At 41.8% G+C, this 21,352-nt stretch carries 25 protein-coding genes and 2 tRNA genes; 24 read left to right on the forward strand and 3 right to left on the reverse strand.

Annotated features, from left to right (window positions below; all coding sequences use genetic code 11):
- The first annotated feature begins 12 nt into the window (after positions 1-12).
- Genes atpF through EFB00_RS09335 form a run of 6 tightly spaced genes read left to right on the forward strand, consistent with a single transcriptional unit; the run spans position 13 to position 5,435 of the window.
- Positions 13-537 (forward strand): F0F1 ATP synthase subunit B, encoded by a 525-nt coding sequence (gene atpF, locus EFB00_RS09310; RefSeq protein ID WP_122646551.1) that lies wholly within the window; start codon positions 13-15, stop codon positions 535-537.
- Positions 524-1,066, forward strand: coding sequence for a F0F1 ATP synthase subunit delta (locus tag EFB00_RS09315; protein ID WP_122646552.1), 543 nt, complete (start codon positions 524-526; stop codon positions 1,064-1,066). Before atpF ends, EFB00_RS09315 begins: the two co-directional genes overlap by 14 nt.
- Before the next feature lie 25 nt (positions 1,067-1,091).
- Positions 1,092-2,648, forward strand: a complete 1,557-nt coding sequence (gene atpA, locus EFB00_RS09320) for a F0F1 ATP synthase subunit alpha (protein WP_122646553.1) — start codon at positions 1,092-1,094, stop codon at positions 2,646-2,648.
- 14 nt (positions 2,649-2,662) lie between these two features.
- Positions 2,663-3,565: a F0F1 ATP synthase subunit gamma gene (locus tag EFB00_RS09325; RefSeq protein WP_122646554.1), complete on the forward strand. Its 903-nt coding sequence runs from the start codon at positions 2,663-2,665 to the stop codon at positions 3,563-3,565.
- Between the two features lie 27 nt (positions 3,566-3,592).
- On the forward strand, positions 3,593-4,999 hold the full coding sequence (gene atpD, locus EFB00_RS09330) for a F0F1 ATP synthase subunit beta (protein WP_122646555.1): 1,407 nt from the start codon (positions 3,593-3,595) through the stop codon (positions 4,997-4,999).
- A gap of 13 nt (positions 5,000-5,012) precedes the next feature.
- Complete coding sequence (locus EFB00_RS09335) at positions 5,013-5,435, forward strand: F0F1 ATP synthase subunit epsilon (RefSeq protein ID WP_122646556.1); 423 nt, start codon at positions 5,013-5,015, stop codon at positions 5,433-5,435.
- 217 nt (positions 5,436-5,652) lie between these two features.
- On the opposite strand, the gene EFB00_RS13550 is transcribed toward EFB00_RS09335, so the two are convergent.
- The 3 genes from EFB00_RS13550 to EFB00_RS09345 all read right to left on the reverse strand — a co-directional run bounded on the left by EFB00_RS13550 (position 5,653) and on the right by EFB00_RS09345 (position 8,153).
- On the reverse strand, positions 5,653-6,561 hold the full coding sequence (locus EFB00_RS13550) for an IS3 family transposase (protein ID WP_206423472.1): 909 nt from the start codon (positions 6,559-6,561) through the stop codon (positions 5,653-5,655).
- Positions 6,552-7,235 (reverse strand): helix-turn-helix domain-containing protein, encoded by a 684-nt coding sequence (locus EFB00_RS13555; RefSeq protein WP_206423473.1) that lies wholly within the window; start codon positions 7,233-7,235, stop codon positions 6,552-6,554. The genes EFB00_RS13550 and EFB00_RS13555 overlap by 10 nt, the downstream gene beginning before the upstream one ends.
- A 276-nt stretch (positions 7,236-7,511) precedes the next feature.
- On the reverse strand, positions 7,512-8,153 hold the full coding sequence (locus EFB00_RS09345) for an HI_0552 family protein (protein WP_122646557.1): 642 nt from the start codon (positions 8,151-8,153) through the stop codon (positions 7,512-7,514).
- Positions 8,154-8,441: 288 nt separating this feature from the next.
- On the opposite strand from EFB00_RS09345, the gene EFB00_RS09350 reads away from it, so the two are divergent.
- The 18 genes from EFB00_RS09350 to EFB00_RS09435 all read left to right on the forward strand — a co-directional run bounded on the left by EFB00_RS09350 (position 8,442) and on the right by EFB00_RS09435 (position 21,340).
- Positions 8,442-8,675 carry a DUF1146 family protein gene (locus EFB00_RS09350; RefSeq protein ID WP_122646558.1) on the forward strand — a complete coding sequence of 78 codons (234 nt, stop codon included), beginning with the start codon at positions 8,442-8,444 and terminating at the stop codon, positions 8,673-8,675.
- A 97-nt stretch (positions 8,676-8,772) separates the two neighbouring features.
- Complete coding sequence (murA, locus tag EFB00_RS09355) at positions 8,773-10,071, forward strand: UDP-N-acetylglucosamine 1-carboxyvinyltransferase (RefSeq protein ID WP_122646559.1); 1,299 nt, start codon at positions 8,773-8,775, stop codon at positions 10,069-10,071.
- Positions 10,072-10,085: 14 nt separating this feature from the next.
- Entirely contained in the window at positions 10,086-10,262 is a 177-nt protein-coding gene (locus EFB00_RS09360; RefSeq protein ID WP_122646560.1) for a DNA-directed RNA polymerase subunit beta, read from the forward strand.
- A 459-nt stretch (positions 10,263-10,721) separates the two neighbouring features.
- Complete coding sequence (locus EFB00_RS09365) at positions 10,722-11,396, forward strand: 3D domain-containing protein (protein ID WP_122646561.1); 675 nt, start codon at positions 10,722-10,724, stop codon at positions 11,394-11,396.
- A 231-nt stretch (positions 11,397-11,627) separates the two neighbouring features.
- The gene (gene yidD / locus EFB00_RS09370; RefSeq protein ID WP_122646562.1) at positions 11,628-11,906 is read left to right on the forward strand and encodes a membrane protein insertion efficiency factor YidD; all 279 of its coding nucleotides are present in this window, start codon (positions 11,628-11,630) and stop codon (positions 11,904-11,906) included.
- Entirely contained in the window at positions 11,903-12,349 is a 447-nt protein-coding gene (locus EFB00_RS09375) for a GNAT family N-acetyltransferase (RefSeq protein WP_122646563.1), read from the forward strand. The genes yidD and EFB00_RS09375 overlap by 4 nt, the downstream gene beginning before the upstream one ends.
- Positions 12,350-12,402: 53 nt before the next feature.
- Positions 12,403-13,281, forward strand: a complete 879-nt coding sequence (locus tag EFB00_RS09380) for an ROK family protein (RefSeq protein WP_122646564.1) — start codon at positions 12,403-12,405, stop codon at positions 13,279-13,281.
- 309 nt (positions 13,282-13,590) lie between these two features.
- A complete protein-coding gene (locus tag EFB00_RS09385; RefSeq protein ID WP_122646565.1) occupies positions 13,591-14,775 on the forward strand; it encodes an ABC transporter substrate-binding protein in 1,185 nt (394 codons plus the stop codon).
- 187 nt (positions 14,776-14,962) lie between these two features.
- The gene (locus EFB00_RS09390; RefSeq protein WP_122646566.1) at positions 14,963-15,841 is read left to right on the forward strand and encodes a branched-chain amino acid ABC transporter permease; all 879 of its coding nucleotides are present in this window, start codon (positions 14,963-14,965) and stop codon (positions 15,839-15,841) included.
- A 9-nt stretch (positions 15,842-15,850) separates the two neighbouring features.
- Positions 15,851-16,828 (forward strand): branched-chain amino acid ABC transporter permease, encoded by a 978-nt coding sequence (locus EFB00_RS09395; protein WP_122647080.1) that lies wholly within the window; start codon positions 15,851-15,853, stop codon positions 16,826-16,828.
- Positions 16,809-17,585: an ABC transporter ATP-binding protein gene (locus tag EFB00_RS09400; RefSeq protein WP_122646567.1), complete on the forward strand. Its 777-nt coding sequence runs from the start codon at positions 16,809-16,811 to the stop codon at positions 17,583-17,585. Before EFB00_RS09395 ends, EFB00_RS09400 begins: the two co-directional genes overlap by 20 nt.
- Positions 17,585-18,286: an ABC transporter ATP-binding protein gene (locus EFB00_RS09405; protein WP_122646568.1), complete on the forward strand. Its 702-nt coding sequence runs from the start codon at positions 17,585-17,587 to the stop codon at positions 18,284-18,286. Before EFB00_RS09400 ends, EFB00_RS09405 begins: the two co-directional genes overlap by 1 nt.
- Before the next feature lie 3 nt (positions 18,287-18,289).
- Positions 18,290-18,949: a CBS and ACT domain-containing protein gene (locus EFB00_RS09410; protein WP_122646569.1), complete on the forward strand. Its 660-nt coding sequence runs from the start codon at positions 18,290-18,292 to the stop codon at positions 18,947-18,949.
- Positions 18,950-19,097: 148 nt separating this feature from the next.
- Positions 19,098-19,328 carry a DUF2969 domain-containing protein gene (locus EFB00_RS09415; RefSeq protein ID WP_122646570.1) on the forward strand — a complete coding sequence of 77 codons (231 nt, stop codon included), beginning with the start codon at positions 19,098-19,100 and terminating at the stop codon, positions 19,326-19,328.
- 87 nt (positions 19,329-19,415) lie between these two features.
- Positions 19,416-19,499 (forward strand) — tRNA-Tyr (locus tag EFB00_RS09420).
- Between the two features lies 1 nt (position 19,500).
- A tRNA-Gln gene (locus tag EFB00_RS09425) sits at positions 19,501-19,572 on the forward strand.
- A gap of 148 nt (positions 19,573-19,720) precedes the next feature.
- Positions 19,721-20,710 carry an aldose epimerase family protein gene (locus EFB00_RS09430; protein WP_122646571.1) on the forward strand — a complete coding sequence of 330 codons (990 nt, stop codon included), beginning with the start codon at positions 19,721-19,723 and terminating at the stop codon, positions 20,708-20,710.
- A 195-nt stretch (positions 20,711-20,905) separates the two neighbouring features.
- On the forward strand, positions 20,906-21,340 hold the full coding sequence (locus EFB00_RS09435; protein WP_122646572.1) for a CopY/TcrY family copper transport repressor: 435 nt from the start codon (positions 20,906-20,908) through the stop codon (positions 21,338-21,340).
- The last annotated feature ends 12 nt before the right edge of the window (positions 21,341-21,352 follow it).

A 21,352-nucleotide genomic window follows, 5' to 3' on the forward strand; every position in this document is an offset into this window, starting at 1 on the left:
GGAGATACACTTATGCTAAATCATCTGGTAGTTGCGGAAGTGCAAAATACGATGCTCGGCAATATGATCGTCGTAAGTGGTGCTTTCGTCATCTTGTTGATATTACTGAAACACTTCGCATGGGGTGCAGTATCCGACATGATGAAAAAAAGAGAAAATAAGATCGCCAATGATTTAGATTCTGCAGAAGAATCGCGCGTCAACGCAGCAAAATTAGAGAAACAACGTCAAGAACAATTGATGAATTCTCGTTCAGAAGCTGCAGACATCATCAAAAGCGCGAAAGATAGCGGAGAGTTAAGCCGACAAAATATTTTGAACGAAACCAAAGAAGAAGTGAGCCGTATGAAAGAAAAAGCTCATTCTGATATCTCTTTGGAAAAAGAAGCTGCATTGAGCGATGTCAAAGATGATGTCGCAGCAATCTCATTGCAGATCGCGGAAAAAATATTGAATAAAGAGCTTTCTCCCGAAATGCATGAATCTTTAATCAATCAATACATCGAAGGTCTAGGATCAAATAATGAAACTAGATAAATATACAGTTGGTAAACGCTACGGCAAGGCGCTGTTCGAACTGGCGGTCGAAGAACAGCAGACCGAAGCGGTTTATCAAGATTTATTGACTTTGCGCAAGATTTTTCAAGAAATCCCTGATCTTGGTAATATGCTAAGTGATGTTCGTTTAGATTCAGATAAAAAACGCAAGATCATGGATAAAATCGTTAAAGGACACAATGAAATCGTTGAGAATTTCTTAGAAGTTGCCTATCGTTATAATCGCCTTGATGATTTATTGTTTATCATCGACGAATACGAGCGCAGATATAATGAAGCAAAAAAAGTGATCTTGGGAACTGTAACGACTGCCGTAAAACTGACTGAAGATCAAAAGCTGCAATTGACGAAAAAAATTGCGCAACGTCTTGGTTATGAAAAAGCGGAGTTGACAGAACAAGTTGATCCAGAAATATTGGGCGGCGTCATCATCGAAGCAAATCATCAAGTGCTCGATGGCAGTGTTAAAAGCCGTCTAGAAAATCTGCGCAATCAGCTACGCAGATAAACAGACATGTAAAGAGGTGAATCGAATGGCTATTAAAGCTGAAGAAATCAGTGCCTTGATCAAAGAACAAATCAAAAATTATCAAAGCGAATTAACAGTTGAAGAAATCGGTACAGTTACTTACGTTGGTGACGGTATCGCACGTGCCCATGGACTTGAAAACGCAATGAGCGGTGAGCTTCTTGAATTTTCAAACGGTTCATTCGGTATGGCGCAAAACTTGGAAACAAATGATGTAGGGATCATTATCTTAGGAGATTTTGAAACCATTCGTGAAGGAGATAAAGTTAAACGTACCGGTAAAATCATGGAAGTTCCTGTTGGAGAAGCCATGATCGGACGGGTAGTCAATCCTTTAGGACAACCAATCGATGGCTTAGGTCCAATCGATACAGATAAAACACGCCCTGTAGAAGCTGCGGCACCAGGCGTTATGCAACGGAAATCCGTTTCAGAACCAATGCAAACAGGTTTAAAAGCAATCGATGCACTTGTACCGATCGGCCGCGGACAACGGGAATTAGTTATCGGGGACCGCAAAACCGGGAAAACATCTATCGCAGTCGATACGATCATCAACCAAAAAGGTCAAAACATGATCTGTATCTATGTTGCGATCGGACAAAAAGACTCTACAGTTCGGACACAAGTAGAAACATTGCGTAAATATGGCGCAATGGACTATACGATCGTTGTAGCAGCCGGTGCTTCTCAACCAGCGCCATTGCTATACATCGCACCTTATGCCGGCGCTGCTATGGGTGAAGAATTCATGTACAACGGCAAACATGTTTTGATCGTCTTTGATGACTTATCAAAACAAGCGGTCGCTTATCGTGAACTTTCCTTGCTGCTTCGTCGTCCACCAGGTCGTGAAGCTTATCCAGGGGATGTTTTCTACTTGCATTCACGTTTATTGGAACGTGCTGCAAAATTGAGTGATGAACTAGGCGGCGGTTCAATGACTGCATTGCCATTTGTTGAAACACAAGCCGGTGATATCTCCGCTTATATCCCAACCAACGTTATCTCCATCACTGATGGACAAATCTTCTTGGAAAGCGACTTGTTCTATTCCGGTGTTCGTCCGGCGGTTGCTGCTGGATTATCTGTTTCTCGTGTTGGTGGTTCAGCTCAAATCAAAGCGATGAAGAAAGTCGCTGGGACATTGCGTCTTGACCTTGCCAGCTATCGTGAATTAGAAGCCTTCACACAATTTGGTTCTGATTTGGATGCGGCAACGCAAGCAAAATTGAATCGTGGTCGTCGTACCGTTGAAATCTTAAAACAAAAACTGCATGCACCACTTCCAGTTGAAAAACAAGTTGTGATCTTGTATGCATTGACACACGGCTTTATCGACAGTATTCCTGTTGACAGCATTTTAGACTTTGAAGAAGCATTATTTGAATATCTTGATGCAAATCATGCTGATCTGTTTGAAACGATCCGTGAAACAAAAGACTTGCCTGCAGAAGAAGCATTGGATGCAGCAATCAAAGAAGCAAAAGATATTTTCATGGCATCTAAGCCAAATACTTCTTCTGCCCAAGAAAAATTATCAACAATCGAACATTCGTAAAGAGGTGAATAAACATGGGTGCTTCTCTAAATGAAATCAAGCAACGAATTGCTTCTACTAAGAAGACCAGTCAAATCACCAACGCTATGCAGATGGTTTCTGCCGCAAAACTGACGAAATCAGAAGCTCACTCGAAACAATTTCAAGTGTATGCTTCAAAAGTTCGGGAAGTTGTTACACATTTAACCGCCAGCCAATTAAATGATATCTATACAGGTTCTGAATCAAAAGGAATCAATTATAACAGTATGCTGGTCAGCCGACCAGTTAAAAAGACCGGCTACATCGTCATCACTTCTGATGGCGGTCTAGTTGGCGGTTATAATAGTTCCATCTTAAAACAAATGATGACGATGCTGACAGAAGATCATAAAGCTCCGGATGAATATGTAATGATCGCGATCGGCGGAACAGGCGCCGACTTTTTCAAAACAAGAGGAATCGACTTAGCTTACGAACTTCGTAACCTTTCTGATCAACCTAGTTTTGAAGAAGTTCGTAAGATCGTGACGATGGCGACAACGATGTATCAAAACGAAGTGTTCGATGAATTATATGTTTGTTACAACCATCATATCAATTCATTGACAAGCCAATTTCGTGTTGAAAAAATGTTGCCGATCACGGACTTAGATCCTGAAGAAGCTGAAAGCTACCAACAAGAATATCTTTTTGAACCATCAAAAGAAGATATTTTGGAGCAGCTGCTTCCTCAATATGCAGAAAGCTTGATTTATGGAGCAATCGTTGATGCCAAGACAGCAGAACACGCTGCTGGTATGACAGCGATGAAAACTGCAACAGATAATGCGAAAAATATTATTGATGATTTGACGATTTCTTATAATCGGGCACGTCAAGGGGCAATTACCCAAGAAATTACCGAAATTGTTGCCGGAGCTTCGGCTTTAGAATAATTTCGAGAATGAAATGGAGGAAAACAAATGAGTTCAGGCAAGATTGTTCAAGTAATCGGTCCCGTTGTTGACGTGGAATTCTCATTAGATCAATCCTTACCAGATATTAACAACGCGCTGGTCGTTTATAAAAACGATGAGCAAAAAACAAAAGTTGTTTTAGAAGCCGCCTTAGAACTTGGTGATGGTGTTATCCGCACGATCGCTATGGAATCAACAGATGGTCTGCAACGTGGAATGGAAGTAATTGATACAGGCAATTCAATCTCTGTTCCGGTGGGGAGAGAAACATTGGGACGTGTCTTTAACGTATTGGGAGACACTATCGATTTACAAGAACCATTCCCAGAAAATGCAGATCGCAGCGGTATCCACAAAAAAGCGCCTAGCTTTGACGAGTTAAGCACAAGTACAGAAATCTTAGAAACAGGGATCAAAGTTATCGACTTATTAGCACCTTACTTAAAAGGTGGTAAAGTCGGACTATTCGGTGGTGCCGGTGTTGGTAAAACCGTATTGATCCAAGAATTGATCCATAATATCGCTCAAGAACACGGCGGTATCTCCGTATTTACCGGTGTTGGTGAACGTACTCGTGAAGGGAACGACCTTTACTTTGAAATGAAAGAATCCGGCGTTATCGAAAAAACAGCCATGGTATTCGGACAAATGAACGAGCCACCTGGTGCGCGGATGCGTGTTGCCTTGACTGGCTTGACAATTGCTGAATATTTCCGTGATGTTGAAGGACAAGATGTATTGCTGTTTATCGACAACATCTTCCGTTTCACGCAAGCCGGTTCAGAAGTTTCTGCCTTGCTTGGACGGATGCCGTCAGCCGTTGGTTACCAACCAACATTGGCGACTGAAATGGGACAATTGCAAGAACGGATCACTTCTACGAAGAAAGGTTCTATCACTTCGATCCAAGCGATCTACGTTCCTGCCGATGACTATACTGACCCAGCGCCAGCAACAGCTTTCGCCCATTTGGATGCTACGACCAACTTGGAACGTAAATTGACAGAACAAGGGATCTATCCTGCCGTTGACCCATTGGCTTCTTCTTCAAGTGCGTTGGCACCTGAAATCGTAGGGGAAGATCACTATGAAGTAGCGACAGAAGTCCAACATGTCTTGCAACGTTATCGTGAATTACAAGATATCATCGCCATCTTAGGGATGGATGAATTATCAGATGAAGAAAAAATATTGGTAGCCCGTGCGCGGAGAATTCAATTCTTCTTATCACAAAACTTCCACGTAGCTGAAGAATTTACTGGTCTGCCTGGTTCTTATGTACCAGTTGCTGATACAATCAGAGGCTTTAGAGAAATTTTGGATGGTAAACACGACGATCTTCCTGAAGAAGCCTTCCGTAATGTCGGCCGAATCGAAGAAGCAGTCGAAAAAGCTAAAACTTTAGGTTACTAGAAAGGGGTGCCCCATGGATAACTATTTAACAGTTAATGTGGTAACTCCAGCTGGAATCGTGTATGATCACCACGCAAAAATCGTGGTGGCTAATACAACGAACGGTGAACTAGGGATCTTGCCAAAACACATGCCAATCATCGCTCCTCTGAGAATCGATGAAGTACGGGTAAAACGTACCGACTCTGATACTCATGTGGACTGGATTGCCGTGAATGGCGGGATCATGGAAGTTCGTGACAACGTTGTTTCAATCATCGCTGACAGTGCGGAACGTGAACGAGACATCGATGTATCTCGGGCGGAGCGAGCAAAACAACGAGCAGAACGAATGATCGAAGAAGCCAAACAAACGGAAAACATCGATCAGCTTCGTCGTGCGACAGTTGCATTGCACCGTGCCGTAAACCGGATCAATGTATCAAAACACAGATAATTCCAAAGTATGAGATAAAAAACCATGAAGCAGGTGAATGATTGGCTCCCCGTCAAGTGGACACGGAAATATAATAAAATTTTTAGAGAGCTGTTTGCTAATTTTGTGGCAAACAGTTCTTTTGTTTTTCATTGTTTAAACTTCAACTGCGCTCGGTTGACGTATCCCTTAGATGTACGAAATAAAGGACATTTCACACATCTAAGAGATACGATTATTAAGCTACCATTAAAAGCTGTTGGTGAACTTGTAATGGAGTTTTGGATTTCAAGCATCGTTGATAACGACCATTGTTATAGTAGTTGATGTAATCTTCGATCATCGATACGAGATCTTCGCGTCTTGTAAATTTACGACGATAGTATTTTTCACGTTTCAATGTTCCCCAGAATCCTTCCATTGGTCCATTATCAATACAATGGGCAACACGAGACATGCTTTGTTTCATCCCTTGATTTTTGATTTTAGTTCTCATGTTTTTACTGGTGTACTGAAACCCTCGATCGCTATGGAATAGCGGATGAGCCTCAGGCTCAAGTCGAATCGCTTCGTCAAAGGTATCAAAAACCAACTTATTATCATTTCTATCGCTAATGATGAAAGAGACAATACGCCGATCTGCTAAGTCTAGAATGGCACTAAGGTAAATTTTCTTTACTTGGTTTCCTAGAGTGTACTTGAATTCACTGACATCAGTTAGCCATTTTTCATTTGGTTTATCTGCATGGAAATTTCTATTTAGATAGTTCTTGGCAATATGATAAGGATTACTGGAAGCTTTAGTAATTCCGTTTGGATGGTGTTTGACGGTAGATTTAATTTGAAGACTACGACAAATCCGCAATACTCTTTTGTCATTGACGTGCAAACCAAAGTCTTGAACCAAATCGTCGCGGATTCTCCGATACCCCTTGTCGTTATCTGCTTCATAGATATATCTTACTAGGTCTGCCAGGTGCTCGTTAAAGATAGTTTGAGCTGATTTTGGTTGCTTTAACCAACGGTAATACGCTGATCTGGAGACGTGTAAAAAATCACACATTAATTTTATCGAATAATTTTTGAGATTATGAAGTTCCTTAATTGCTTGGTATTCAAAGATATGACGGATGAGGTCTAGTCCCACTTCCTTTCTAACTCCCTGACTTTTTTTAAGAGGTCATTTTCCATTTCTAACCGTTTGATTTTGCGTTCTTGTTCAGCCAGTTGATCACGCATTTCTTCTTCAGGTGTCCGACTGGGTTTTGTTCCAGCTCGATGTCCTCGGCGATCTTTTAGGCCGGCTTCGCCCATTTCCTCATATTTTAGTACCCAATTACGTACCTGTTGGTACGATACCTGATACTTGGTAGCCGTTTTGCCATAGTTATGATCATGCACAATACAATAATGGACAATTTCCACCCGTTTTTTGAAGGTTGTTTTTCTTGATTGACTCATTTGACTTCCACCGCTTCCTGTTTTGAAGTTTCCATGAGTATTATATATCTTTATCCAATCTCGTAGTTGTTTAGACTGTCTTAGTCCGTATTTCTTAGTAATTTCCGACAGACTCCCTAAACCATTTAGGTAATCATTTACAGCCTGAATCTTTGTTTCAATTGTATAGTGTGTATTCTTCCGTCTTGCTAATAAGCCAGTAGGACCCCCATTCTCATAAAGCATAATCCAGTTCCTTAAAGCAGCCCAACTAATGTCTGCAGTGCGAGCTAGGCTGGTCATACTGTCTTCACCATTCAAATAGCTCTCTACTAGTTCTACTCGTTTTTCTGGAGTGAGTTTCATCTTTCTTTTTGGCATACAAAATACCCCCTATACAGGACTTTTATATTTCAGTGTCCTATATAGGGGGAGCATATCAGAATACTGCTCCATGGTTTTTTTGTCATGTCATAATTGCTTCAGCAAACTGTATATCTGTACTATATAGGAAGTTTTTTTTCTACCCGGCAGCTCTCGAGATTCACGGGGAATAAGAGAGCCCATTTTATACAGTTTCAATAGTTTCGTCTGATGGTATTTATGTTACCGTCTTTTTTATAGTTAAAAGGCGGGTTTCATCAATTGACAGCTTGATTATAATTTTTGATAGAGACCATCTAATTCGGCTAGAAAAGCGGCGATTTTTTTCTCGGCGTCAATGATATCCCCAGCAGGTAATTGGACCCCTAACTGAAAGGTAGTAGCGCCTATTTGCTGGCGAAACGCTGCTTGGATCTCTGGATTTTCCAGATAATCGGCAAGTGGCAGATGTTCTGCAAGTTCTGATTCCTCGTTACTCCAGATAACATAGTTTGCAGGATCAACAGTGAGACTCCATTCAGGAAGCCGGTCTAAAAGGTTGTTATATTCTTTTTTTGATAAATAGCGCTCGTCGCTTTTATAATGCTGATACATCAAATAAATTTGCAAATTCTTCTTATTTAAAAGAACGGCGAGACAGGCGGCTTGTTCTTTGCGGGACGTACTGCGCAAGGCACACCAAAAGTGATTACGCAGGTTCCAGCCATTGGTCCAGCTTTCTACTTTTGGTTTTGCCAAATCATTTGTCGGCAATAAGCTGTAACTCGCTGTATTGATCGCTTTCCATTTATCCCAAACCGTTTTGTAGGACTGTTTTAATTGTTCGATTTCTTCTTCGCTGCAATTTTGTTTAAGTTGTTTGAAAGAAAATACTTCCCGCTGAAACAACTCAAAATCTTGTTTATTAAATTCCATTGATTCATTCCTTTCTGAATGTTCAGCTTCTATTATAGTCGTTTCACGAAAAATCTTTCGAGAAAAACATTAAAAAGTTTTAAAAAACGGATGGTTTTTCAGAAAGAAATGTAAGGGAGCTTGCTAACTATGTTTTGAAACCGCATAATAACAACATTTTTCATCAAATAACTAGAGATAAGTTTTTTAAAAGACGGCTTAAAAACTGTTTCGGTAAAAAGTGTTTTGGTAAATTTCAGTTTTGTGGTATGATTTGATTATCGTAAATTTTATGAAAAGGAGAAGAAAATGCAAGTTTATGGAATCGATGCAATCGTTCGGATCGTCAGCCACCTCGCATTTATTTATCTCGCTTTTTGGTCCTTGCGTTCATTAAGGATAGAAACATTTTTCAAACCGTTACATACGCCGCAAATACGGATGGTGATCATACTCCTTGCTATTGCATTAGGATATGGAACAAGTTCCTTCTTTTTAGAAATAATGGCACTTGTCAGAAATTTCGTTTTGTCGGTAGGTTAGGCGGATAAAAAAAGTACTTTTCATCAATGATTGTGGTATAATAAAAAAGATTTTGAGTGAAATAATTCGCTCAGAGTATATTCTGGAGGGAATTTTAATGGAAGAGATTATCGTTCAAGGTGGTAATCAATTACAAGGAACTGTGAAAATTGAAGGCGCAAAGAACGCCGTTTTACCTATCTTAGCTGCAACGTTGTTAGCGGAAGAAGGCGTGACAACTTTAAATAATGTACCTATTCTATCTGATGTTCTAACGATGAACGAAGTGATTCATCATTTGAACGCAGACGTTTTTTTTGATGAAGAAAAAAATCAGGTCACTGTTGATGCCTCAAGAGATTTAAGTGTTGAAGCACCTTATGAATTGGTTAGTCAAATGCGCGCATCGATCGTTGTGATGGGGCCGCTTTTAGCTCGTAACGGACATGCAAAAGTTGCTATGCCCGGAGGATGCGCGATCGGCAAACGTCCGATCGATCTTCATTTGAAAGGGTTCCAAGCCTTAGGTGCAAAAATCATCCAAAGAGACGGCTATATCGAAGCGATCGCTGACGAATTAGTTGGTAACGTGATCTATCTGGACTTCCCAAGTGTCGGCGCTACCCAAAATATCATGATGGCGGCTGTCAAAGCTAAAGGGACAACAGTCATTGAAAACGTGGCTCGTGAACCTGAAATCGTAGACTTGGCGAATATTTTGAATAAAATGGGCGCACAAGTATACGGGGCTGGTACAGAAAAAATGCGTATCGAAGGTGTTGATCATCTTCATTCAGTGACTCATTCAATCGTTCAAGATCGGATCGAAGCTGGTACATTTATGGTAGCGGCAGCGATGACAGGCGGAAATGTCTTGATCCAAGACGGAATCTCTGAACACAACCGTCCGTTGATCTCTAAATTAACTGAAATGGGCGCACAAATCATTGAAGAAGAAAATGGTATCCGTGTGATCGGTCCTAAACATGTCAAACCGACAGACGTCAAGACGATGCCTCATCCAGGATTCCCAACGGATATGCAAGCACAAATGACGGCTATCCAAATGATAGCAGAAGGAACCAGTATCGTAGCGGAAACTGTCTTTGAAAATCGCTTCCAGCATTTAGAAGAAATGCGTCGAATGAATGCCCATGTCAAGATCGACGGCAATATCGCAGTGATCGAAGGCGGACATCCTTTACAAGGAGCATTGGTATATGCAACGGATCTGCGTGCAGCAGCAGCTTTGATTTTATTAGGACTGCGTTCAGAAGGCATCACTCGAGTACGCAACTTGAAATATTTGGATCGCGGCTATTATAAGTTCCATGAAAAACTACAAAAACTTGGTGCCGACGTCGAACGTGTGACTGTGGCAGGCAACTCTGCTAAAGAAACTGTAGCCAACGCTTAAAGGATGTGCGGATCATGAAGATAAATCGTTATACCGTAACTACACTGATCAAAATCCTAGTAGTCATTGTATTAGCAATGATACTATTTATCGTAGGTACGATGATCGGTTACGGCGTCATAGGCGATGGAATGCCGTTGAAAGTCTTTGATCCAGGATTATGGACACATATTCTTGATTTTATGAAATAAACTATTTGATCTGTTTTTATCTATAGTAAATAAAAGGACTGCGACATAAGTTTATCAAGCTGGGGGAAGTATTTTATACCGGCATTGACTTATGTCACAGCCTTTTTTTGTTTTGAATCATTGTCTTATTTGTAAAATACGTGTAATATTGTCTGATTTTATAGGGATATTCAGTGTTTTCGGTAAGAAATTTCACAAAAAGCAAAGTTTCCGTCATCATTTGAAAGAAACAGCAGACTTATAAATTTCTAATTTTTATTTTGTAGTCCTTGTTATCATGGTGTTTTGTGATAGTTTGTTTCTAATTTTCATGAAATTTTTCTTAAAATATTTCTTTTGTAACAAAGATATCGGTGTTCTGCCGGTTATGTCAATGAGGTTTAACGTCCTCGTAACCTATCCTCGTTTTTCTCATGCTAAGATACAACTCGTATGAAATTAGGAGGAATATTACCAAAGATGAAAACTCATTTGATTCCAGTTATTATGACAGCAATGGTAATGGCGGCAGGAAATCTATTGCCCGCATATGCAGCTGAAACAGCAAACGAAACCAAACCGATTGAAACAGAGATCATTTCTGATGATACAGCAAAAGAATTATCCAGTTCACTTTTAGCATTGACAGCAAACGGTGAAGCAGTGCAAGCCGTAAAAGCAGATGTCATCGCTAAAGAGAAGGCTGCTGAAAAAGCGGCAAAAGAAAAGGCCGCTAAAGAAACAGCAGCGGCAGAGAGAGCAGCCAAAGAAAAAGCGGCAAAGGAAAAAGCTGCTAAAGAAAAAGCAGAAGCAGAAAAAGCCGCTTCACAAAAAGCCGAAGCCAAAGAAAACCAACCAAGCGGTGAGACGCTGACGATGGAATCCACAGCCTATAGTTCTGATCCTGCTGACGCACTAGGCGGCGGAACAGTTACAGCTACTGGTCAAAACCTCTTGGAAAATCCCATCGCTGTCGCAGTCGATCCAAGTGTGATCCCGCTAGGCACACATTTATATGTGGAAGGCTACGGTGAAGCCTATGCGGTCGATACCGGCTCAGCCATCAAAGGAAACATCATTGATGTCCATTTCCCAACAGCAGCAGAATGTATCTCTTGGGGACGTCGACAAGTAAAAGTAACGATCATAGGCTGATTTTCCAATCCTGAAATGAAGCAAACGATAATATCCGAACACAGATGATGAACGTTTTCGTTGCGAATCACAACGAAAAGCTCCTAGATTTACAGGAACGGTCACACTGCTGTTCGGATTTTTGATTTTAAAAATTTTCGAGATGATACCTTTTATTGGTAGATTTAACATAGTTTAGACTTGTTTCTCATTTGAAAACAGGTTATAGTTTTTTTGAAAGAAGGAAAAAGAATGACGCGTTTTTTGATTTTTTTGGTACGGGGATACCAACGTTTTATCTCCCCATTATTCCCTCCCAGCTGTCGTTACTATCCAACTTGTTCCGGGTATACATTGCAAGCTTTGAAGGTCCACGGTGCATTCAAAGGCAGTCTGATGGGAATCGCACGGATTTTGCGCTGTCATCCGTTTGTCAAAGGCGGGATCGATTATGTACCCAGAAATTTCAGTCTAAAACGTAATACAGTGGATAAAGTACAGCCAACTTATACCTATAGGAGAGAAAAATGATCAGAAATCTTGATCCAAAAGCTGAGCTGCCATGGGATCTATTGCTGGAAGCAGATCCTAACCGCCAACTGGTGACTTCGTATATCGATGATAGTCAACTGTTGGTATATGAAGAAGAGACGATCGTAGGGGTCATCGCTTTTCAAGAAAGAGAAGACGAATGGGAGATCATGAATCTGGCAGTGGCTGAAGATCAGCGAGGCAAAGGAATCGCCGGTCAGTTATTAGACGCAAGTTTTGCTAAAATGAACCGGCAAGCCCCCAAAAAGAAGAGCGTAATCAAGACGGGTGATCTGCCATCGCCGGCATTGCATTTATACATGAAAAAAGGTTTCCAGCCGACAGCATTAATAGAAAATTATTTTGTAACGCATTATCCAGAACCAATCTATGAGAATGGTCAACAATTACGGAATCAATTGATTTTAACAAAAAATTTTTGATTTATATTGAATAGTAATCGCTTACTAAAAAGCGACGGAGAGGAAGAGTACACATGGGAATATTAGTATTTGATTTTGGCGGTTCAGCAGTAAAATATGGGTATTGGACAGGAGAAAAATTGGAACATACCAGTCAATTTCCAACACCGAAAACTTGGACTGAGATGAAGCAAGCCCTCAAAGAAGTCCAAGAAGGTATGACAGAAACGATTGCCGGAGTTGGAATCTCTGCGCCAGGAGTAGTGGATGTCGATAAACGGCAGATCAACGGCATCAGCGCCATCCCTTATATCCATAATTTTAATATCTTTGACGAATTAGAAGAATTGTTCCGATTGCCGGTAACTATCGAAAATGATGCCAACTGTGCAGGAATGGCGGAATTTTATAATGGTGCAGGAAAAGATTATCAAAATGTCGCTTTTGTCGTTATCGGCACAGGTGTAGGCGGCGCTTTGTTCACAAAAGGACAGATCACTAAAGGAGCTCATCTATATGGCGGCGAATTTGGATTGATGTTTTTAGATCAGGGAAAAACCTTCTCGCAATTAGGAACAGCGGTTCAAATGGCTTGGCGCTACTGTGACCGTATGGGTCTGGATCGTTCCGCTAAAAGCGGGAAAGACGTGTTTGCTTTAGCTGAACAAGGAGATAAAGTCGCCAAAGAAGAAACAGAACGATTCTATGACTATTTGACACAAGGATTATTCAGTATCCAATTTGCTTTTGATCCTGAAGTGATTATTTTAGGCGGCGGTATCAGTGCAAAAGAAGGATTGGTAGATGAGATCAATCGCCGGATGCTGGAAAAACTCCAAGCCCAAGATTTGAAAGATTTTGTCCCTCAGATTTTGCTATGTGATTATCGAAATGATGCGAATTTAGTGGGTGCTGCTGCAAACTTCCATGCACGGCAACAAGGTGAAGCTTAAAAGTGTCACTAAGCAAATCATTTCTGATCAGGCAGTATTTGATGGGATAAATTTGTGATAAGTGCCCCTGATGGATAACCATCTGGATAAAAGCAGAGATATGAGTTTTTAGAAGAAATGCTTTGTTGAGCGGATCGTTCTTCTGAAAGTAAAAAGAAGTCTGTTATAGGCTTCTTTTTTTTACTCTAAATCACACGTAATAAATCTGCTAATTCAGAAAAGATAAAATATTCTGAAAATTATTTGACTTTTTAGAAATAGTTCAGTATATTGAGTAACATATCCAAGAGAGATAAAGGGGGATGCAGGATGAAAAAGAAATTGGTTTTTTTAGCCGCTGCATTTTTATTGAGTGCTTGCAGCGCAGCACCTAAAGCAGATAATAATACAACTGGCGCAGATGGCGGTAATAAGCAAGAAGGTGAAACCATCAAGATCGGAGCGAACTTGGAATTGTCAGGTTCAGTTGCTGCTTACGGCAACGCAGAAAAACAAGGAATCGACCTTGCTGTAGAAACGATCAACAAAGACGGCGGTGTGTTAGGTAAGAAACTAGAAATCGTTGAGAAAGATAATAAGTCAGATAACAATGAAGCAGGAACGGTAGCTGCCAATTTGACGACCAACAGCAAAGTAGTCGCTATGATCGGTCCAGCGACTTCTGGAGCTACCAAAGCGGCATTACCAAGCGCGACAGAAGCGCAAGTGCCGTTGATCACTCCTTCTGGAACGGATGATTCCATTACATTGTCCGGCAACGGCGTGCAGCAATTTGCTTTCCGCTCTTGTTTCCAAGACAGTTTTCAAGGGAAGATCTTAGCTAAATATGCCGATGATACATTGAAAGCAAGAAAAGCGGTGATCTTGGGAGATAACTCCAGCGATTACGCTACTGGATTGTCTAAGGCATTTAAAGATGAATATCAAGGTGATGTCGTCATGGAAGAAAACTTCACTGCCGGCGACAAAGATTTCCAAGCGGTACTGACAAAAATCAAAAAAGCGGACTTTGATGTGCTGTTTGTACCTGGGTATTATGCAGAGGCTGGGCTGATCGTCAAACAAGCAAGAGAAATGGGGATCACACAACCAATCATCGGCGCAGATGGATTTGGCGATGCTAAATTGGTAGAGATCGCCGGTGCAAAAAATGTTTCCGATGTATACTATACAGCGCATTTTTCAACAAAAGCGCCAGCGACAGATAAAGTGGAACCATTCATCAAAGCTTTCAAAGAAAAATACAATGAAGAACCTTCACAATTTTCTGCTTTGGCATATGACGCAGTATATATGTTGAAACAAGCGATAGAAGATCAAGACTCTGCTGATTCAGTAAAAATCGCTGCCGGGTTGTCTGAATTGAAAGATTTTGTCGGTGTAACCGGTGAAATCACGATCGACAAAAATCATAATCCTGAAAAAGCGGCGGTTGTTTTAGGCTTGACAGAAGGCAAAGAAACTTCAGCAGAAGCAGTTGCATTAGATGACTAGACGATACTAACTAACAAAAAGACTGTGTCACAAGTCAACGCTAAGTAAAATACCAGACTATATAAAGCCTGTCCGCAAATATCATTTGCAGGATTGATCGTATGAAGCGCTGTATATAGTAGGATATCTGTTAGCTTACGACTTGTGTCACGGTCTCTTTTAAAAAAGATGGGGTGGATGTGATGAGATGGAAACGATGATCCAACAGTTGATCAATGGCTTGTTTCTAGGAAGTATATACGCGTTATTGGCTTTAGGATACACGATGGTTTATGGCATTATCAAATTGATCAATTTTGCCCATGGTGAAGTGTACATGATTGGGAGTTTTATCGGCTATTTTTTGATCAATCAAGCAAATATCGGCTTTTTCCCGGCTTTGTTGATTTCAATGGCTGTCTGTGCCGTGTTGGGTGTGGTGATCGAGTTTCTGGCTTATCGACCTTTGAGAAAATCAACGCGGATCTCAGCATTGATCACAGCAATCGGTGTTTCGTTCTTGCTGCAAAATATTATGACATATTTCTTTTCCGCGAATACCAGATCATTTCCGCAAGTCATTGAACGAAAAACTTATCAGATAGGGTTTATTGAAGTCAGCAATATCCAAGTACTGATTCTTGCTGTTTCACTGATTCTGATGCTGTTGCTGCAACTGATCGTGAAAAAAACGCGGATGGGTAAAGCCATGCGGGCAGTCAGTGTCGATGCGGACGCGGCGCAATTGATGGGGATCAATGTCAATCGCACGATCTCATTTACATTTGCGTTAGGTTCAGCGCTGGCAGCGGCTGGAGGGATGCTGATCGGGCTTTACTATAATTCCATCGATCCTTTGATGGGTGTCGTGCCTGGGTTGAAATCCTTCGTAGCGGCTGTTTTAGGCGGTATCGGGATCATCCCGGGGGCTGCTTTGGGCGGCTTTGTGATCGGGCTATTAGAGACCTTGGCGACAGCTCTGGGCTTTTCTGATTTTAAAGATGCGATCGTTTATATCGTACTGATTTTGATCTTATTGATTCGTCCGGCAGGGATTTTAGGAAAAAATCTTAAAGAGAAAGTGTAGGTGGCAGCCATGAAAAAAAATCTAAAATACAATTTAGGCTGGTTGGCGATCGCATTGATCATTTATGGCGTACTGCTGGCTTTATATAATGGCGGTGTGATCACACTGTTCACCAATCGAATCATTATCAATATCGGGATCAATATTATTTTAGCAGTAGGCTTGAATTTGATCATCGGTTTTTCCGGACAATTCTCATTGGGACATGCGGGATTTATGGCGATCGGTGCGTATTCCGGCGCGATCATTGCCATCAATACACCGACGTATATGGGCTTTTTTGCAGGTATGCTGTTAGGGATGGCACTCTCAGGGATCGTAGCATTAGTAGTAGGAATCCCGACACTGCGTTTGAAGGGCGACTATTTGGCAATCGCGACTTTGGGGGTATCGGAGATCATTCGGTTATTGATCATCAATATGCCTGAAGTAACGAATGGGGCTGCAGGGATCTTTGGTATCTTGCAGTTCACCAGCTGGGAGATGGTCTATCTCTTTACTGTTTTAACGGTGATCGTTGTTGCTAATTTTATCAATAGTGGGCATGGTCGGGGAACTTTGGCGATCCGTGAAGATGAGATTGCCGCTGAATCGATGGGAGTCAATACGACAAAAGTCAAAGTGACGGCTTTTGTATTAGGAGCTGTGACTGCCAGCATCGCGGGAACCTTGTTTGCTGGTTTTCAACAATCAGTTTTTCCAAAGGACTATGGCTTCATGAAGTCGATCGATGTCTTGATCATCGTCGTTTTCGGCGGTATGGGCAGTATTACTGGATCGATCGTATCGGCTGTGGTATTAGGGATTTTGAACATGTATCTCCAAGATTTCGGTGTGTTGCGAATGATCATCTACGCATTGGCATTGATCGTGATCATGATCTTCAAGCCTGGCGGATTACTGGGCACATGGGAATTTTCTGTCAAAAAACTGACTGAAAAAATCTGGAAAAAGGGGGATGATTCAAATGCCTCTATTGGACGTTAAAGATCTGACTAAAAATTTCGGCGGTTTGGCAGCCGTCTCTCATGTCACCATGAATTTGGAGACCAACGAGCTGGTAGGCTTGATCGGACCCAATGGCGCTGGAAAAACGACGCTTTTCAATTTGCTGACCGGCGTTTACGTGCCCAGCGAAGGGGATGTCATCTTTGAAAGTCAAGGAAAGACAGAACGCTTGAACGGCGTCAAACCTTATAAGATCGCAGACAAAGGGATCAGCCGAACATTTCAAAATATCCGTTTATTCAAAGATCTTACAGTGATGGAGAACGTTTTGATCGCGATGAACGGCAAGCATCAGGTTTCTTTAGTCACGAGTATTCTGCGGCTGCCTAAATTTTATAAGACTGAAGCGAAATTAAAAGCAAAAGCCTATGAATTGCTGGCAATCTTTAAGTTGGAAGAAAAAGCTGATGTATTGGCGAAAAATCTTCCTTATGGCGAACAGCGGCGTCTGGAGATCGTGCGGGCACTTGCGACGGAACCGAAGCTGTTGTTTCTCGATGAGCCGGCAGCCGGGATGAACCCACAGGAAACCGCGGAATTGACCGAATTGATCCGCAAGATCCAAAAGGAGTTCCAGCTGACGATCTTATTGATCGAACATGACATGAGTCTGGTGATGGAAGTGTGTGAACGAATCTACGTTTTAGAATATGGACAGATCATCGCAGAAGGCGATCCAGAGATGATCAAAACGAATCCGCGAGTGATCGAGGCTTATTTGGGAGGGGAAATGTGATGCTGAAAGTTGAAAACCTATCTGTCCATTATGGATTGATCCAAGCGGTCCATGATGTCTCCTTTGAAGTAAAAAAAGGATCGATCGTTTCGCTGATTGGAGCCAATGGAGCTGGAAAAACCACGATTTTACGGACGATTTCCGGGCTGATACGTCCATCAAACGGTTCGATCACTTTTATGGATAAAGCGATCACGAAAGAGGCGCCGCAAAAAATCGTTGCTGGCGGTTTGTCACAGGTTCCTGAAGGACGGCATGTTTTTCCAGGTCTGACGGTGCAGGAAAATTTGGAAATGGGCGCTTTTTTACGCAAAGACGGCGAAATCAAAAAAGATTATCAACAGGTGTTCGAAAAATTTCCGGTTCTGAAAGAAAGAAGAAGTCAAGACGCTGCGACACTCTCTGGAGGCGAGCAGCAGATGCTTGCGATCGGCCGCGCGCTGATGTCTAAGCCGAAATTACTATTGCTGGATGAACCGTCAATGGGTCTGGCGCCGATCTTCATCAAAGAGATTTTTTCGATCGTCCAAGAAATCAATCAGCAGGGGACCACGATCCTACTGATCGAGCAAAACGCGAAGATGGCGTTGTCGATCGCTGATCAAGGGTATGTTCTTGAGACCGGGAAAGTTGTTTTGTCAGGTACTGGCCAAGAGTTATTAGCCAGTGAAGAAGTGAAAAAAGCCTATCTAGGAGGATGAAACATGAGTGTAAAAGATTTTATGACCAAAAATCTAGTCGTCGTCCATCCGGAAACACCGATTTTTGACGCGGTTGATTTAATGAAACGCCACGACATTCATCGGCTGCCGGTTTTGCAGGATGAACAGCTGGTAGGTTTGATCACTGAAGGAATCATTTCAGCGGCGATGCCCTCACAAGCGACAAGCCTCAGCGTTTATGAAATCAATTATCTATTGAACAAAACGACTGTTGGAGATGTGATGGAGAAAAAAGTGTTGACCATCGATCCAGACGCGCTGTTAGAAGACGCGATTTATGAGATGCGGAAAAACAATGTCGGGGTGCTCCCGGTGATCGAGGACGAACGTTTAGTTGGGATCATTACCAACAATGATATTTTTGATGCGTTCTTAAAAATCACCGGTTATCATGATGGCGGGACAAGGGTGACAGTCCAGATCACTGACGATCATAAAGGGATCTTGGCGGAGCTGACAAATGTTTTGGCTGAACATGATCTAAGTATTTTAACGATCGTTGTGAATCGCATGGAGCTTGCTACCATCGTAGAAATCCAAGTAGAAACGCGAGAATCAGAAAAAGTCAGAGAATTTTTGACAGAGGCTGGGTATCATGTGGTCTCGGCAGTTGTAACAAAACCGCAAAAAGACGCAGAATAATGAAAAACGGCCGACTCTTGCAGACGGTCGTTTTTCTTTGGGTCAAATCCTGTTAATTTTGCAGAAATATGATAAAATAGGCAACGTACCTTCTGTCAGCTGGATCAGCGAGAAGAAAACAGCCGGCAAGGCAAAATGAGGTGAAAACATGGCAAAGAATAAAGATATCGAAGTACGTTTGGAAGAAACGAAAAAAACGATCAAAGGCAAGACCTATGAAGTAGCACAATTGATCATTGGCAAAAAAGTGATCGGCGAAGTGCTGACTGTCGGCGCAAAAGAATTTGAAGCTTTTTTAGGAGAGACCGATCTGGGCTCATATAAAAATTTTGACGCTGCTGTTGAAGCGATCATTTCACAACACAATCTTCACGACTAAAAAAAGCGAAAAAAATTTAAAATTACCACTTGCAAATTCATGGAAATTTTTGTATTATAACGTAGTCAGGTTTTTTAATACAGCTTTGGAGGAGTAGCGAAGTGGCTAAACGCGACGGACTGTAAATCCGTTCCTTCGGGTTCAGTGGTTCGAATCCACTCTCCTCCACCATTGGGGTATAGCCAAGCGGTAAGGCAACGGACTTTGACTCCGTCATGCGTTGGTTCGAATCCAGCTACCCCAGTAGACGAAAACGAAACTCATTTTGAGTTTCGTTTTTTTTTATAAAAAAACATTTATTGATAACCCGACAGGAATTGACGAGAGCAAATAAGATGTCTATACTAAAAATGAAAAGGCTTTATTTAAACTTCAGTTAGGATGGTGTCACAATGGTCAATGTACAAAAATTAGAAAATGAAAATTATGGAACATATTATTTGATTGAAAACAAAAATAATGTGCGGCTAGCGGTCAGTCCCCAAGGCGCACGAGCGTTGGACTGGATCATACCGGTAGACGGAGAGGATCGGGATCTTTTAGTCGGCTTCAAGACGATCGCAGAACATAAAAAAGCCCGCTATTACGCAGCAACGATCGGACCGGTAGCCGGACGGATCACAGGGGCCAGCTACAACATCGACGGCACAGAATATCAAACTCAAGACAATGACGGCGGCAACACTCTTCATGGCGGTTTTGAAGGCTATGATACAAAAGACTGGGCAGCGGAAGTCTTTGAAGAAGGAGACAAAGCCGGTGTGATCTTCACGTTGGAACATCCAGATGGAGAAAACGGCTTTCCGGGAAATGTCGTTTCCAAAGTAAAATACAGCTTGGATGATGACAATAATTACCAAATCGAATACACAGCAACAACGGATAAACCAACACTTTATAATCCGACAAACCACGGTTATTACAACTTGACGGGATCTCCTGTCAACAGTATCAATGAGCATACATTGAAAGTAGGCGCGAAACAAGTAGCGGAAACCAATCCCGATGTGACCACCACTGGAAACAAAGTCGATGTGGCGGGAACGAAATTTGATTTCGTCGAAGGTCGAAAAATCAGCGATACGTACTTGGATGACCCATTTATTTTAGACCATGAACAAACACCGGATCTTGTTTTGACGAGCCCTGATGAAAAAGTTCGGCTGGAGATCGAAACGACAGCGCCTGCAGTCGTTATTTACACAACGGGAGCTTCAGAAGCAGGTATGCAGATGAAATATGGTGAGATGGCAGACCACGGCGGAATCGCTATCGAGCCTCAAGGTATTCCAGGCACGGAAAAATATTCTCAATTTGGGGATATCATTTTACGTCCAGAAAACCCATTCCACTCCAAAACAACCTATCATGTAGAATTTTGATTTACAAATAAAAGAATAGACTGCGACATAAATCGATCAAGCAGAGGCTTAACTATGACTGCATAGTTGGGTCATCTGTGGAACATCGATTTTTGTCGCAGTCTTTTTTTGAACAAAAGTAGTTGACAGCTTACGTTTACAAGTGTAAACTTTGAAATGAAAGATCGATTACAACTGTAAACAAGGAGGCTTTATATGCAGACAATCCATGAACCAATCAAGATCAGCGATTCAGAATGGGAGATCATGCGGGTACTTTGGACACTTGGCAAAGCTTCTGCGCAAGAAATCGATGAGCTGCTTTCTGAAACGATGAACTGGAAACTAGCGACTGTCAAAACATTGTTAGGACGTTTGGTAAAAAAAGAAGTCGTTCGCACTGAAACAGAGGGGAAAAAATTTATTTACTTCCCTATTGTCGGTGAAGCAGAGACCGTCCGCAGCGCTACGGAAACCTTGTTTTCCCATATCTGTGCGAAAAGAGTCGGGACGACGATCGCTGATTTGATCGCTGAAGCGGATCTCACGCAAGAAGATATCGAAAAGATCCAAAAAGTTTTATCACAAAAGGAACCAGTCGCAACTATCGTGTGCAACTGTATTCCAGGACAATGTAATTGTAAAAGATAATATAAATCAGGA

The organism is Enterococcus mediterraneensis (genome assembly GCF_900604485.1).
Classification (GTDB): domain Bacteria; phylum Bacillota; class Bacilli; order Lactobacillales; family Enterococcaceae; genus Enterococcus_C; species Enterococcus_C mediterraneensis.

Excerpts from the sequence above, each read along its gene's own strand:
- atpF (WP_122646551.1), top strand. The coding sequence starts at position 13 with ATGCTAAATCATCTGGTAGTTGCGGAAGTGCAAAATACGATGCTCGGC.
- EFB00_RS09315 (WP_122646552.1), top strand. The coding sequence starts at position 524 with ATGAAACTAGATAAATATACAGTTGGTAAACGCTACGGCAAGGCGCTG.
- atpA (WP_122646553.1), top strand. The coding sequence starts at position 1,092 with ATGGCTATTAAAGCTGAAGAAATCAGTGCCTTGATCAAAGAACAAATC.
- EFB00_RS09325 (WP_122646554.1), top strand. The coding sequence starts at position 2,663 with ATGGGTGCTTCTCTAAATGAAATCAAGCAACGAATTGCTTCTACTAAG.
- atpD (WP_122646555.1), top strand. The coding sequence starts at position 3,593 with ATGAGTTCAGGCAAGATTGTTCAAGTAATCGGTCCCGTTGTTGACGTG.
- EFB00_RS09335 (WP_122646556.1), top strand. The coding sequence starts at position 5,013 with ATGGATAACTATTTAACAGTTAATGTGGTAACTCCAGCTGGAATCGTG.
- EFB00_RS13555 (WP_206423473.1), bottom strand. The coding sequence starts at position 7,235 with ATGCCAAAAAGAAAGATGAAACTCACTCCAGAAAAACGAGTAGAACTA.
- EFB00_RS09345 (WP_122646557.1), bottom strand. The coding sequence starts at position 8,153 with ATGGAATTTAATAAACAAGATTTTGAGTTGTTTCAGCGGGAAGTATTT.
- EFB00_RS09350 (WP_122646558.1), top strand. The coding sequence starts at position 8,442 with ATGCAAGTTTATGGAATCGATGCAATCGTTCGGATCGTCAGCCACCTC.
- murA (WP_122646559.1), top strand. The coding sequence starts at position 8,773 with ATGGAAGAGATTATCGTTCAAGGTGGTAATCAATTACAAGGAACTGTG.
- EFB00_RS09360 (WP_122646560.1), top strand. The coding sequence starts at position 10,086 with ATGAAGATAAATCGTTATACCGTAACTACACTGATCAAAATCCTAGTA.
- EFB00_RS09365 (WP_122646561.1), top strand. The coding sequence starts at position 10,722 with ATGAAAACTCATTTGATTCCAGTTATTATGACAGCAATGGTAATGGCG.
- yidD (WP_122646562.1), top strand. The coding sequence starts at position 11,628 with ATGACGCGTTTTTTGATTTTTTTGGTACGGGGATACCAACGTTTTATC.
- EFB00_RS09375 (WP_122646563.1), top strand. The coding sequence starts at position 11,903 with ATGATCAGAAATCTTGATCCAAAAGCTGAGCTGCCATGGGATCTATTG.
- EFB00_RS09380 (WP_122646564.1), top strand. The coding sequence starts at position 12,403 with ATGGGAATATTAGTATTTGATTTTGGCGGTTCAGCAGTAAAATATGGG.
- EFB00_RS09385 (WP_122646565.1), top strand. The coding sequence starts at position 13,591 with ATGAAAAAGAAATTGGTTTTTTTAGCCGCTGCATTTTTATTGAGTGCT.
- EFB00_RS09390 (WP_122646566.1), top strand. The coding sequence starts at position 14,963 with ATGGAAACGATGATCCAACAGTTGATCAATGGCTTGTTTCTAGGAAGT.
- EFB00_RS09395 (WP_122647080.1), top strand. The coding sequence starts at position 15,851 with ATGAAAAAAAATCTAAAATACAATTTAGGCTGGTTGGCGATCGCATTG.
- EFB00_RS09400 (WP_122646567.1), top strand. The coding sequence starts at position 16,809 with ATGCCTCTATTGGACGTTAAAGATCTGACTAAAAATTTCGGCGGTTTG.
- EFB00_RS09405 (WP_122646568.1), top strand. The coding sequence starts at position 17,585 with ATGCTGAAAGTTGAAAACCTATCTGTCCATTATGGATTGATCCAAGCG.
- EFB00_RS09410 (WP_122646569.1), top strand. The coding sequence starts at position 18,290 with ATGAGTGTAAAAGATTTTATGACCAAAAATCTAGTCGTCGTCCATCCG.
- EFB00_RS09415 (WP_122646570.1), top strand. The coding sequence starts at position 19,098 with ATGGCAAAGAATAAAGATATCGAAGTACGTTTGGAAGAAACGAAAAAA.
- EFB00_RS09430 (WP_122646571.1), top strand. The coding sequence starts at position 19,721 with ATGGTCAATGTACAAAAATTAGAAAATGAAAATTATGGAACATATTAT.
- EFB00_RS09435 (WP_122646572.1), top strand. The coding sequence starts at position 20,906 with ATGCAGACAATCCATGAACCAATCAAGATCAGCGATTCAGAATGGGAG.